8 protein-coding genes and 2 rRNA genes are annotated in these 14,037 nt (G+C 54.5%); all 10 read left to right on the top strand.

Going from position 1 to position 14,037, the window contains the following annotated elements:
• Nucleotides 1-427, top strand: a 23S ribosomal RNA gene (locus tag NTX59_04580); the annotation flags it as partial.
• A gap of 106 nt (nucleotides 428-533) precedes the next feature.
• A 5S ribosomal RNA gene (gene rrf, locus NTX59_04575) occupies nucleotides 534-652 on the top strand.
• Between the two features lie 124 nt (nucleotides 653-776).
• The gene (gene rplJ / locus NTX59_04570) at nucleotides 777-1,316 is read left to right on the top strand and encodes a 50S ribosomal protein L10 (protein MCX5784942.1); all 540 of its coding nucleotides are present in this window, start codon (nucleotides 777-779) and stop codon (nucleotides 1,314-1,316) included.
• Between the two features lie 202 nt (nucleotides 1,317-1,518).
• The gene (rplL, locus tag NTX59_04565) at nucleotides 1,519-1,914 is read left to right on the top strand and encodes a 50S ribosomal protein L7/L12 (GenBank protein ID MCX5784941.1); all 396 of its coding nucleotides are present in this window, start codon (nucleotides 1,519-1,521) and stop codon (nucleotides 1,912-1,914) included.
• A gap of 427 nt (nucleotides 1,915-2,341) precedes the next feature.
• Entirely contained in the window at nucleotides 2,342-6,220 is a 3,879-nt protein-coding gene (gene rpoB / locus NTX59_04560) for a DNA-directed RNA polymerase subunit beta (protein MCX5784940.1), read from the top strand.
• 130 nt (nucleotides 6,221-6,350) lie between these two features.
• A complete protein-coding gene (rpoC, locus tag NTX59_04555; protein ID MCX5784939.1) occupies nucleotides 6,351-10,523 on the top strand; it encodes a DNA-directed RNA polymerase subunit beta' in 4,173 nt (1,390 codons plus the stop codon).
• A gap of 94 nt (nucleotides 10,524-10,617) precedes the next feature.
• Nucleotides 10,618-11,019, top strand: a complete 402-nt coding sequence (gene rpsL, locus NTX59_04550; protein ID MCX5784938.1) for a 30S ribosomal protein S12 — start codon at nucleotides 10,618-10,620, stop codon at nucleotides 11,017-11,019.
• A gap of 120 nt (nucleotides 11,020-11,139) precedes the next feature.
• The gene (gene rpsG / locus NTX59_04545) at nucleotides 11,140-11,619 is read left to right on the top strand and encodes a 30S ribosomal protein S7 (protein MCX5784937.1); all 480 of its coding nucleotides are present in this window, start codon (nucleotides 11,140-11,142) and stop codon (nucleotides 11,617-11,619) included.
• 73 nt (nucleotides 11,620-11,692) lie between these two features.
• Entirely contained in the window at nucleotides 11,693-13,789 is a 2,097-nt protein-coding gene (fusA, locus tag NTX59_04540; GenBank protein ID MCX5784936.1) for an elongation factor G, read from the top strand.
• A gap of 108 nt (nucleotides 13,790-13,897) precedes the next feature.
• A partial coding sequence (locus NTX59_04535) for a GTP-binding protein (protein MCX5784935.1) occupies nucleotides 13,898-14,037 on the top strand: 140 nt, incomplete at its 3' end.

Here is a 14,037-nt window from a genome sequence, read left to right as displayed (position 1 = left end):
ATCGACGACCAGGTTTGGCACCTCGATGTCGGCTCATCGCATCCTCCCGCTGAAGCAGGTGGGAAGGGTTGGACTGTTCGTCCATTAAAGCGGTACGTGAGCTGGGTTCAGTACGTCGTGAGACAGTACGGTCTCTATCTGCTGTGCGCGCAGGAAACTTGAGGGGAGCTGTCTACAGTACGAGAGGACCTAGATGGACGAACCTCCCGTATCCCAGCTGTCGTGCCAACGGCATAAGCTGGTTAGCGGTGTTCGGTAGGGATAAACGCTGAAAGCATCTAAGCGTGAAACCCGCCCCAAGATTAAGTTTCCCTTCCTCGCAAGAGGACTAAAGGCCCCCAGAAGACTACTGGGTTGATAGGTCAGGTGTGTAAGTCCAGTAATGGATTCAGCTAACTGATACTAATCGGCCGTGAGGCTTGGCCTTATTTTCTAATCCTATACAGGCTAAGGTGTCGTCGGGGTTATAAGATTCAAATCGCGCTTGTGCGGTGTGCCTGAAAATGGTATACTGTATGCCTGTGATTTGTAAGACCGGTGGTAATTCCGGAGAGGTTACACCCGTTCCCATTCCGAACACGGCAGTTAAGGGCTCCAGGGCCAATGGTACTAACGCCCAACTCGGCGTTGGGAGAGTAGGTCGCTGCCGGTCTTACTAATCACAGGCAAATTTCCAAATGATCGCCATAAGCCATAGGCCGTACGCCATAGGCTCGATAAAAAGTTCCTTAAGAGCTTATGGCCTAAAGCGTACGGCTTATGGCATCAGATATCCCATGAAACTTAACAAAAACGACAAAAAAGAACTTTCATCCGAACTTAGCAGGCAGCTGAAGGCCAAAGACACTGTGTTCGCCGCTTTCCAGGGACTTAAGTTCAAGGATACCAATACTCTGCGCGAAAGCCTGCGCCCCGCGAGATCCACCTTTAAGGTGGTCCGCAATACCATTATTTCACACGCCATCTCCGGAGCTTCCCTGGATACCGCCGGCAATACTATCACCAAGGGCCCTACGGCCGTGGTTACCATAGAAGATCCGAACGAGATCGCGAAAGTGGCCAAAACATTGCTCGCTTTCGCAAAAACAAACCCCCTCCTGAAAATAAAGGGCGGTTTCTCTTCGCAGAAGTGGCTTTCTCCGCAGGATCTGGAAAAGCTCTCCCAAATAGGCTCAAAGCCCGAGCTGCTTTCGCAGCTGGCAAGCCTCCTCTACAACAATTTAGCCCAAATCCGGTTCGTTCTCGAGGCTCCTACGCGGGACCTCGCCTGCGCGCTTGAGGCGCTCAGGGAAAAGAAAGCCAAAGAAGCCAAGTAGCCCCGATTTATAAGTGAATAGTAAATAGTGGAGAGTGTAGAGTTAAAGTGAAAACCTTAAACTCTCTACACTATCTACTCGTCACTTTACACTGATCTGACGTAATCCTGGTAGTCCCGCCAGTTAAATGGGATAAATCATGCGCCTCCGGCGCATGAGCTACTAAAATAAAATCCGCGAAAGCGGACCAAGGAGCCCCAAAATGGCAACAATGACAAAGGACCAGATAGTTGACGCTATTTCCACCCTTACCGTGATGGAACTGGCTGACCTAGTAAAAGGCATCGAAGACAAGTTCGGAGTGAAAGCCGCGCCCGCTATGGGTATGGCAATGGCCGCAGCCCCCGCCGCCGGCGGAGCCGCCGCAGCCGCCGAAGAAAAGACCGAATTTACCGTGGTGCTTAAAGCACTTTCCGACCCGGCCAAAAAGATCAGCGTAATTAAGGTCGTGCGCGAATTGACCGGCCTTGGCCTTAAAGAGTCCAAGGATCTGGTTGAAGGCGCCCCTAAAACCGTGAAGGAAAATGTTGACAAGAAATCCGCCGACGAAATGAACAAGAAACTCACCGAGGCCGGCGGCGTGGTTGAGCTTAAGTAACCAGCCTTTTATTCCACCCCGCCAAGCTGGGCGGGGTGGAAATATCAGTTGAAGTTTAAACAAAAAGCAGTCATTATCCACGGCCCACCCGAAGGCGGAGGCCAGCGTTGTTTTTTCCGCGTCGCTGAAAGTCTTGCAAGAAACATCAAAAATTGTGCCAATAACGGCCTTATCTTCTGAAGCAAATGAGTAACGCAGCGGATCTCTCCCTTCCCTCCTAAAGGCGGGCGGGGATTATCCGCTACGGGCATTTCTAAGAGCAGCAAATAGCGAATAGTTATGAAGAAGCGAATAGCGAATAGTAAGAAAGCAAATAGTAGTAAACGGAAAGACTTTACTATTTGCTATTCGCTATTTGCTATTCGCTGCTAATTCTTCACTATTCGCTATTCGCTTTCTTGCTATTCGCTATCCTAAAGAGGTGACCATGAAACAGCTCAACTTCTCGCGCATTCCCCAAATCATAAAAGTTCCGGACCTGCTGGACATGCAGCGCCAGTCTTTTGACTGGTTCCTGCAATCGGACACCAAGCCGGAGGACAGAAAAATACAGGGCCTGCAGGCCTCGTTCGTCGACGTGTTCCCCATAGAGTCCGCCGACGGCACCATGATAATGGACTTTTTGAAGTTCGAGCTTGGCGTTCCCAAATACCACAGCCCCGAAGAGGCCCTGGTGCGCGGCGGCACTTACAGCGCCCCCTTGAAAGCCTATATGTCGCTCTCCCTGCGGCAGGAAAGCGGTAAACTCAAGCACATGATAGACCAGGATGTGACCCTTTGCGACCTGCCGATCATGACCGAAACGGGCTCCTTCGTTTTTAACGGCGCCGAGCGTATCATAGTCAGCCAGTTGCATCGCTCCCCGGGCATTATATTTGAAGAGGACGAGGAAAAAAAGCAGTCGGTGCTGGGTAAATCCCTTTACTTCGCGCGCATAATCCCCTATCGCGGCGCCTGGGTGGAATTCGAATTTGATACGGATAACGTTTTATGGGTCAGGCTGGACCGCAAGAAAAAAATACCGGTAACAACTTTCATAAAAGCCGCGGGACTGGAAACCAACTCCGAGATACTGCAGACCTTCTATGAGTCGGCGGAACTCGCCGTCACCCCCGATAACGCCCCTAACATCATAGGCCATTACGCCATAGAAGATATTGTTGACAAGGCCACCGGCGAAGTCATCTGGAATCTGGAGGAACGCGGCGCCCAGGCAATAGACGAAAAAGCTTTCAAGGCCATGGTTGAGCGCAAGATAAAAACCGTGAACCTTATAAAAGGAAGCCCCAAAGAAGAGAACCCCGGCATAATACTCGCGCTTGAAGCCAAAAACCAGCCCAAAACCGCCTCCGACGCCCGCTACGAGATCTACAAGAAAATGCGCGGCCAGGACTTCATCGTCAAGCAGCAGGCTGAGGAATACCTTGACAATACAATGTTCAAAAGCCTGCGCCGCTACGATTTTTCGATCGTGGGCCGCTATAAGGCCATGCGCAAACTTAAGCCCATTTACGAGGATATAGCGCGCCAGAACAAACGCTTCAAAGTACCGGCCGACAACAAGCGCAACATCTGCATTGAAGACATCATAGCCACGGTCAGATATCTCATGGCGCTCAACTCGGGCGCTCCCGCCATTGACTACGAGGGCCAGAAGCTGGAATATAAAGTGGACGACATCGACCACCTGGGCAACAGGCGCGTGCGCTCCATAGGCGAACTGCTTGAAAACCAGATCCGCGTGGCTTTAGTGCAGATAGCCCGCAATGTGCGCGACAAAATGAGCAAGGAAGACAAGACCATAACGCCCAGAACGCTCGTGAACGCCGCGCCGGTGGTCGCCATCATGAGGAAGTTCTTCGGCACTTCCCAGTTATCGCAGTTCATGGATCAGATAAACCCGCTGGCCGAACTCACGCATAAGCGCCGCCTCTCGGCCCTTGGCCCGGGCGGTCTGAACAGAAAGCGCGCCGGCTTCGAAGTGCGCGACGTGCACTACACACATTACGGCCGCGTCTGCCCCATTGAAACCCCTGAAGGCCCGAACATCGGCCTTATAGTTTCGCTGGCCTCCTACGCCAAAGTAAACCAGTACGGCCTTATAGAGACGCCTTACAGAAAAGTCGCGGGTAAAAAAGTTACCGATGATGTGCAGTATCTTACCGCCAACCTTGAAGACGAGGATTTTGTGGCGCAGGCCAATACCCCCACCGAAAGCGGAAAACTCACCGGCGAACAGGTCTACGGCAGGTTCAAGGACGATTATGTTTTCGTGGACTCCGGCGACGTTCATTACATGGACGTGTCCCCGATGCAGGTGGTTTCCATTTCCGCGGCGCTGGTGCCTTTCCTTGAGCACGACGACGCCAACCGCGCCCTGATGGGTTCCAACATGATGCGCCAGGCGGTGCCGCTTCTGGTTACGGAAGCGCCGCTCGTGGGCACGGGCATGGAAGCCGCCATCGCGCGCGACTCCCGGGCCTGCGTGAGCGCCCGCGTCAACGGCCGCGTAATTTACGCCTCCGCCGACATGATAGCCATAAAGCCCGATAACTCCAAAGAGCCCGATATCTACCACCTCATAAAATACCGCCGCTCGAACCAGGACACCTGCGTCAACCAGCGCCCCGCGGTGAGCAGCGGCGATATAGTGAAGAAAGGCGACATAATCGCCGACGGCCCCGCCACAGCGGACGGCCAGCTGGCTCTCGGCAAGAATCTGCTGGTGGCTTTCATGAGCTGGGAAGGGTATAACTACGAAGACGCCATCATTGTATCGGAAAAGATGGTGGAAGAAGACGCCCTTACCTCTATTTTCATAGAGGAATTCGAGGTGGAAGCCCGCGACACCAAGCTTGGCCCCGAGGAAATAACCCGCGATATCCCGAATGTGGGAACCGACGCTCTTGAACATGTGGATTCCGAGGGTGTGATAATACCCGCCACCATGGTAAGACAGGGCGACATCCTGGTGTGCAAGGTTTCGCCGAAGGGCGAGCAGCAGCTTTCCCCCGAGGAACGCCTGCTGAAAGTCATCTTCGGCAAAAAAGCCGAGGACGTGACCGACACCTCGCTCCGGGTCCCGCCCGGCGTTTACGGCAAGATCCTGGGCACCCGCGTTTTTGTGCGCCGCGAGCGGCTCTCCAAGCCCGAGGAAAAGAAACGGCTGGACGAGTTTAACGAGGAAATGGCCCAAGATCTTGAAGCGCTTAAGAACTTCCGCAAGGAAATGGCCAAAGATCAGAAGAAAGGCTCGGACTCCGAAGAATTCGTGAAACAGATGGAAAAGCGCATAAAGGAAAAATACGCCAGGGAAAAAGAGCTTTTGAAGCATAGCGGCGAACTGTCCGTTACCGTCAATAAAGTGGTAAAGGTCTATATAGCCCTCAAGCGCCGCCTGCAGGCCGGCGATAAGCTTTCCGGCCGCCACGGCAACAAGGGCGTGGTGGCGCGCGTGCTTCCCAGGGAGGATATGCCTTATCTGCCCGACGGCACGCCGGTGGATGTGGTGCTCTCGCCCTTAGGCGTTCCGTCCCGCATGAATATCGGCCAGATACTTGAAACCATGCTCGGCTGGGCGGGCAAGCATCTCAACACGCAGATGATCTGCCCTATTTTCGACGGCGCCTCCGAGGATAACCAGAAATTCTGGAAATACTGGCAGGATAAGCGCAAGAAAAAACGCGGCGAGGTAACCGTGGACGATGTTTTAAAGGACCTTGAAGCCCACTCTACCGCCGAAAAACCGGGCGTCATACAGATGGTGCAGATCGCAAAGGACTACCTTAGAAGCCAGGGCGTGCCTGAAAAGTATCTGCCTGACGATTATTGCCGCATTACCCTGTACGACGGCCGCAACGGCGAGGCCTTCCAGGAAAAAATCACCATAGGCTACATGTATATCCTGAAGCTTATCCATCTGGTGGAAGACAAGGTGCACGCCCGCTCGACCGGACCGTACTCCCTTATCACCCGCCAGCCGCTCGGAGGCAAGGCTTTATTCGGCGGCCAGCGCTTCGGCGAAATGGAAGTGTGGGCGCTTGAAGGCTACGGCGCCGCGTACACCCTGCAGGAAATGCTTACGGTGAAATCCGACGACTTCACCGGCCGCACCAGGATGTATGAGGCCATTATCAAGGGAGATTTCCCGCCCCAGCCTGGAGTGCCGGAATCGTTCAAGGTGCTGGTAAAAGAATTGCAGGCGCTTGCGCTCGATGTTGAGCTGATGGCCGACAGTTCCGGGCAGCGGGTCCGGGCCGAAGCCAAAAAGCAGGCCGCAAAAAAGAAAGAGGCTGCAAAAGCGTAGTATTATGCAGGGGCTAGAGGCGAGCATATAGGGTATTAGGGAAGGAGTTTTTTATTCCACCCCCAACCGCTAGCCTCTATACGCCAGCCGCTTTATAACAGTCTGAATAGTTACAAGCTAGGAGACGACTATGGACATGTTCGCTGAAGCCAGAAATATTCTCAACGCCGGCAAGACCAAAAAAAAGAAAGAACTGAATTTTAACGACTTTGACGGGATGCGCGTAGGTATCGCGAGCCCCCAGAAGATAAAGGCCTGGTCCTATGGAGAGGTCAAAAAGCCGGAGACCATAAACTACCGCACGCTTAAACCCGAGCGCGACGGCCTTTTGTGCGAGAGGATATTCGGACCCTCCAAGGATTATGAGTGCGCCTGCGGCAAGTACCGCTGGGTAAAGTTCAAGGGCGTGGTGTGCGACCGCTGCGGCGTGGAAGTTACCGAGGCGAAGGTGCGCCGCGAGCGCATGGGTCATATCGAACTGGCCGCCCCCGTGGCGCATATCTGGTTTTTAAGAAAGAGCCCCTCGCGCATAGGCATCATCCTCGACATGAAACCGTCCGACCTGGAAAAGGTGGTCTATTACGCGGCATACGTGATACTTGAGGACACAAAAGATTCCGTCACCGGCCGCGTGGAATACAAAGTAGGCGATGTGCTGACCGAAGCCCAGCTTAACGAAACAAGGAAGAAATATTCCAAGGTGAAAGTGGGTATCGGCGCCGGAGCCATATTGGACCTGCTTGAAAAAATCGACATCAAGAAAGAGCTTGAGATCATACAGCAGGAACTGGCCGCCTCCAAACCCGACGCGGACCGCTCAAAACTTATAAAACGCCTCAAGATCCTTGAGGGTTTTATGGCAAGCGGCAACCACCCGGAATGGATGATAATGACCATATTGCCCGTGCTGCCCCCGGACCTGCGGCCGCTGGTGCCGCTTGAAGGCGGCAGGTTCGCCACTTCCGACCTTAACGACCTTTACCGCCGCATCATAAACCGCAACAACCGCCTGAAGCATATTGAAGCCCTGCGCGCCCCGCAGGTGATGATCTACAACGAAAAACGCCTGCTGCAGGAAGCCGTGGACGCCCTTATCGAGAACGGCGCGCGCGGCAAGGTGGTGCTTGGCGCCGCCAACCGGCCGCTGAAGTCCATCTCGGACATTCTCAAAGGAAAGCAGGGACGCTTCCGCCAGAACCTGCTGGGCAAGCGCGTGGACTATTCAGGCCGCTCCGTTATCGTGGTCGGCCCGAACCTCAAGCTGAACCAGTGCGGCCTGCCTAAAGAAATGGCGCTGGAGCTTTTCAAGCCTTTCGTGCTGGCTGAGCTTATAAAAAAAGAGAATATCACGCTCAAAGTCGCCAAGAAGAAAATGGAACACGCCGACAACGAGATATGGGATATCCTGGAACGCGTGACCAAAAAACACCCCGTGATGCTCAACCGCGCCCCCACGCTGCACCGCCTTGGCATCCAGGCTTTCGAGCCGGTGCTCATAGAAGGCCTTGCCATACAGCTGCACCCGCTCACCTGCGCCGCCTTCAACGCCGACTTCGACGGCGACCAGATGGCCGTGCACGTGCCCATCTCGCAGGAAGCGCAGATGGAGGCCAGGATGCTTATGATGGCCACCAACAACATCCTCTCTCCCGCGTCCGGCCGTCCCATAGCGAACCCCTCGCACGACATGGTGCTCGGAGTAAATTATATAACCAAGGTAAAACCCGGCGAGCTCGGAGAGGGCAAGGTGTTCGGCTCAAAAGAAGAGGCTCTGACCGCCCATCAGCACGGCAAGATAGATTTCCACGCCAAGATCCGCGTGCGCGGCGTAACCACGCTTGAGGGGCTGGACAAACCCGTTAAGGAATGGTCGGAGGCGGCCAATGAGTTTACCACCGCGGGCCGCATTATTTTCAACGAAGTGCTGCCTAAAAAAATAGACTACATCAATAAAGTGATAGGCAAAAAAGACCTGTCAAACCTTATTGACCGCTGCTACAAAGATCCTCAGATAGGCCATTACGAGACCGTGCTGTTCCTGGACCGCCTGATGAATCTGGGATTCCACTATGCCACTATTTCCGGCCTGAGCATTTCGCTCGCGGATATGTCGGTGCCCGGAAATAAAGCCGAGCTGATAGGGGCCGCCCAGAAGAAAGTTTCATCCATCAACGCCCAGGCGAAAGACGGCATAATAACGGATAATGAGCGTTACAATAAAATTATAGACATCTGGACCCATGTCGGCGACGAGGTGGCCGATCTGATGTTCAAGGAAATGCAAAAGCAGGAGATCCGGCCTTATAACGCCGATGAACCCAGGTTCAACTCGGTGTTCATGATGGCCGACTCAGGCGCCCGCGGGTCCCGCCAGCAGGTCAAACAGCTGGCCGGAATGCGCGGCCTTATGGCGAAGCCCCAGAAAAAACTTACCGGCGGCGTGGGCGAAATTATCGAAAACCCCATCCTCGCCAACTTCCGCGAAGGCTTGTCGGTGCTGGAATACTTCATTTCAACGCACGGCGGCCGCAAGGGTCTTTCCGATACCGCTCTTAAAACCGCCGACGCCGGCTATTTAACCCGCCGACTGGTGGATGTGGCGCACAATGTGGTCATCACCATGGACGATTGCGGCACCATAAACGGGGTTGAGGCGCGCGCGCTTGTTTCCGGCGACGAACCGATAGAGCCCCTCAGCGACCGCATTACCGGCCGTGTTTCGCTGGAAGACATAAAACTCCCGGGCGCCGAAGCAAAAAGCAAGCCCCTGATAAAACGCGGCGAGGTTATCACTCCGGAAGCGGCTAAAGCCATAGAAGCGGCCAAAGTGGAATCGGTTTATGTGCGTTCCGTTCTTACCTGCGAAGCCAAAAAAGGCATCTGCGCCAAATGTTACGGCCAGAACCTGGCCACCGGCTACGTGGTTGAACAGGGCGAGGCCGTGGGTATAATAGCCGCCCAGTCCATAGGCGAACCTGGCACGCAGCTGACGCTCAGAACTTTCCACATCGGCGGAACCGCGTCGCGCGAGCTTGCCAAGTCGCAGGCGCTGGTAAAGGCCGACGGCAAGGCGGAATTCCGGGACCTGAAGACCGTAAAGAACCGGGAAGGAAAATACATGTGCGTTTCCCGCGGCGCGGCCATAATCGTGAAACATGCGGACAAGACCTTTGAAGAGTTCAAGATAAATTACGGCGCGGAAATAAACGTGGAGGATAAAGCTAAAGTTAAAGCCGGCGAAATGATAGCCAAATGGGACCCTCACACTGTATCCCTGATCACGGAGCACGACGGCAAGGTGAAATACCTGGATATCAAGGAGGGCGTCACCCTGCAGGCCGCGCGCGACAAGGTAACCGGCATCATAGAGCGCAAAATTATTGAGCATCGCGGCACCAAACGCAACCCGCGTCTTGTGGTAGAGGACGGCGGCCGCATAGTGGGCTCGCATGCTCTGCCGACCGACACCATAATAATGGTGGACCATGGCGAAGAGGTGAAAAAGGGCGATGTGGTGGCAAAGATCCACCGCGATATAGCCAAAACCAAGGATATCACCGGCGGTTTGCCGCGCGTAGCCGAGCTTTTTGAGGTAAGGCGCCCCAAGAACGCCGCTATCATCACAAAGATAGAAGGATTGGTGTCGCTCGGGACCACTCCCAAGGGACTGGTGGAAGTTTCCGTAAAGAACGAAGAAACCGGACAGGTTGAAACCTATGCCGTGCCTTACGGGAAGCATCTGGTGGTGTATGAAGGCGACCGCGTGTCCGTGGGCGAAGCGCTTACGGACGGAGCCGTTGACATGCATGACCTGCTTGCCGTCAGGGGCATTAAGGAAGTGCAGAGCTATATTGTGGACGCCATCCAGGAGGTTTACCGCCTGCAGGGCGTCAACATCAACGATAAGTACATTGAAATTATCGTGCGGCAGATGCTCTCGAACGTGAAGATAAGCGAGGCCGGCGGCACGGTTTTCCTGAAGGGCGAGATAGTGCCTAAGAATGTCTTTAATAAGGAAAATCTGCGCGTGTCCGAAAGCGGCCACTCTCCCGCCCAGGCCGAGCCGGTGCTTTTGGGTATTTCAAAGGCGTCGCTCGCGTCCGAGTCCTTTATCTCGGCGGCCAGCTTCCAGGAGACCACCCGTGTGCTTACCGATGCGGCCACCACCAATAAGATGGATTATTTGAAAGGCCTCAAGGAAAATGTTATAATAGGACATTTGGTGCCCGCTGGCAGCGGTTTTGCCACGCGCAGGATTTTTGATACAGACGACGATAAGGAGGAAGTAGCAACGAGCGTATAGGGGCTGGCGTATAGGGGATCAGGGAAGGAGTTCTTCATAAGGATATACCTTCGCTAACCTCTAACCGCTGACCTCTGACCTCTATAGTTATACTATGTCAACGATTAACCAACTGATAAGACACGGCAGGGATGCCGGTAAAAAATTCAGCAAGGCGCCCGCTTTAATGTCTTGCCCGCAGAGAAGGGGCGTTTGCACCAGGGTTTACACCACGACCCCCAAAAAACCCAATTCGGCGCTGCGCAAAGTCGCCCGCGTCAAGCTTACCTCAAAAGCCGAGGTTACGGCCTATATCCCGGGCGTCGGCCATAATCTCCAGGAGCACTCAATAGTGCTGGTGCGCGGCGGCAGGATAAAAGATCTGCCCGGAGTGCGCTACCATATTATCCGCGGCGCTCTTGACGCCTCAGGCGTGGAAGGCCGCAAGCAGGGCCGGTCGCTTTACGGCGCCAAACGTCCCAAGCAGGGAGCGGCGAAGACAGAAGCGAAAAAATAATAACAGCAGCGGCTAGGGGTGAGCGGCGAGAGATTGGCGTTGCAAGGAGTTAAACCGCCAACCGCTATACGCCAGCCGCTAAGACGAGACATTAACACTTATCAGATTGGAGTTAAAACTATGCCAAGAAAAGGTTTAAGACCCAGAGACAGACGAGACGCCCCGCCGGCGGATTTTAAATATAATTCCGTGCTGCTTTCGCGGCTTGTCAACAAAATTAATTTTCAGGGCAAAAAGCTCGCCGCTGAACATATCGTTTACGGAGCGCTTGATATACTGGTGGAGAAAACCAAAGAGGACGCCGTCGCGGTTTTCACCAAGGCCATAGAAAATGTCCGCCCGCTTTTGGAAGTAAAAGCGCGGCGCGTGGGAGGAGCCAACTACCAGGTGCCGATAGAAGTGCGGCCGGCGCGTGGCACCACGCTTGCCATGCGGTGGATCCTTACCGCGGCGCGGGCCCGCAAAGGCCTGCCAATGGCCAACCGCCTGGCGGAAGAACTGCTGCTTGCCTATAAAAAAGAAGGCACGGCTTTCAAGAAACGCGAAGACACGCACCGTATGGCCGAGGCCAACAGGGCGTTCGCGCATTACCGCTGGTAGTTTAACGGCAGAGAATAGGGGCGAGCGAATAGCGGATAGGGGCGGATAGTTCGACACTGTTAAGGAAAACAACATGGCTGAATTTAATCTCGACAAAGTACGCAACATCGGCATTATAGCCCACATCGACGCGGGCAAGACCACAACCACGGAGCGCATCCTCTATTATACCGGCAAATCCCATAAGATAGGCGAGGTGCACGAAGGCACCACTACCACGGACTGGATGCCCCAGGAGCGCGAGCGCGGCATTACCATAACCGCGGCCGCCATAACCACTGTCTGGAACGGCTACACTATTAATATCATCGACACCCCCGGCCATGTGGACTTCACCGCCGAAGTCGAGCGCAGCCTGCGCGTGCTGGACGGCGCCGTGGTCGTGTTCGACGGCGTGCAGGGCGTTGAGCCCCAGTCCGAAACGGTGTGGCGCCAGGCCGACCGCTACGGCGTGCCCCGGGTCGCTTATGTCAACAAGATGGACCGCATAGGCGCTGATTTTTATATGTCGGCCGAATCCATCGCGGAAAAGCTGGGCGCGAATTCCGCCCCCATACAACTGCCCATAGGCGTGACCGAAACTTTCAAAGGCCTGGTGGACCTGGTAACCATGAAAGCCAAGATCTGGCAGGGCGACGACCTGGGCGCCAGTTTTGACATAGTGGACATTCCCGCCGACATGGTTGAAAAGTCGAAACATTACCGCGACAAGATGATAGAAAAACTCTCCGACTTTGACGAGAAGATCATGGAGAAATATCTCGCGGGCGACCATAATTTTACCGAGTCGGAAATAAACGCCGCTATCCGCAAAGGCGTTATCACAGGCAAATTCTTTCCCATAATCTGCGGCTCTTCCTATAAGAACAAGGGCGTTCAGCCCATGCTTGACGCGGTGTGCGAGTTTCTGCCTTCGCCGCTTGAAGTGGCCGCCGTTAAAGGCATTGACGCCAACACCGGCGAAGAAACGGAGCGCAAGGCGGACCCCAAAGAGCCCTTCGCCGCGCTGCTCTTCAAGATACAGTCCGACCCTTTCGTGGGCAAACTCACCTTCTTCCGCGTTTATTCGGGTGTGCTCAAAACCGGCGACACGGTTTATTTCGGACGGCGCAAGACCACCGAACGCGTGGGCCGTATTTTAAGGATGCACGCCAACAAGCGCGAGGAAATAAGGGAAGTTTACGCGGGCGACATAGCGGCCACCGTGGCCGTTAAAAACGCCACCGTGGGCGAAACCATCTGCGACCCGGAACATCCTTTAGTGCTGGAAGGCATGCATTTCCCCGATCCTGTTATCTCTATCGCCATAGAGCCCAAGTCCAAGGAAGACGAGCAGAAAATGGGGCTTGCCATGGGCAGGCTTGCCGAAGAAGACCAGACTTTCCGCATAAAGACCGACGAGGAAACCTCGCAGACCATTATTTCGGGCATGGGCGAGCTGCATCTGGATATTATCGTCGACCGCCTGAGACGCGAGTTCAATGTGCAGGCCAATATCGGCAAACCCCAGGTGGCTTTCCGCGAAACCATCAAGAAAAAGGTGGAGCAGGAAGGCAAGTTCATCCGCCAGTCCGGCGGCCGCGGCCAGTACGGCCATGTGTGGCTTATAGTTGAGCCGCAGACCATGAACAAGGGTTTTGAGTTCGTGGACGCCATCAAGCAGGGACGCATACCCAAGGAATTTATCCCGGCCGTTGAAAAAGGCTGCCGCGAGGCGCTGGATTCCGGCGTACTCGCCGGCTTTCCCATGGTGGACGTGAAAGTGACGCTGTTCGACGGCTCCTTCCACGAAGTGGACTCTTCGGAAATAGCTTTTAAAATCGCCGGCGCCATGGCGTTCAAGGACGCCTGCCGCAAAGCCAATCCGTATCTGCTCGAACCTATAATGAAATTTGAAGTGCTTACCCCCGAAGTAAACATGGGCGATGTGATAGGCGACCTGAATTCCAGGCGCGCCAAAATTTCTGAAATGGGAAACAGGGGCAATGTGCGCTTTATAAAAGGCACGGTGCCGCTCTCGGAAATGTTCGGTTACGCTACTATTGTCAGGTCTATTTCGCAGGGCAGGGCGTCTTTCAATCTTGAGCCCAGCCACTACGAGGAAGTGCCGGGCAGCATAGCCAAAACCGTTGTGGAAAAACGCACCCAGGCGGCGGAAGCGGCGAAATAACGGCAGGGGCTAGAGGCGAGGGGCCAGGGGAGAGTGAAAAAACTCCTTCCCTTAACGCTATACGCTATCCGCCAGCCCCTATACGAATCAAAGAAGGAGATAAAAGGTATGGCAAAAGCAAAGTTTGACAGAAAAAAACCGCATGTGAACGTGGGCACGATAGGCCACGTGGACCACGGTAAAACCACGCTTACGGCGGCCATCACGAAGGTGCTGGCCAAATCCGGCGCTTCCAAAGAGATGTCGTA

The sequence above is a fragment of the Elusimicrobiota bacterium genome, assembly GCA_026388155.1.
In the GTDB taxonomy this organism is placed as follows: Bacteria; Elusimicrobiota; Elusimicrobia; order Elusimicrobiales; family UBA9959; genus UBA9634.
This window is presented reverse-complemented; position numbering and strand designations above follow the sequence as displayed.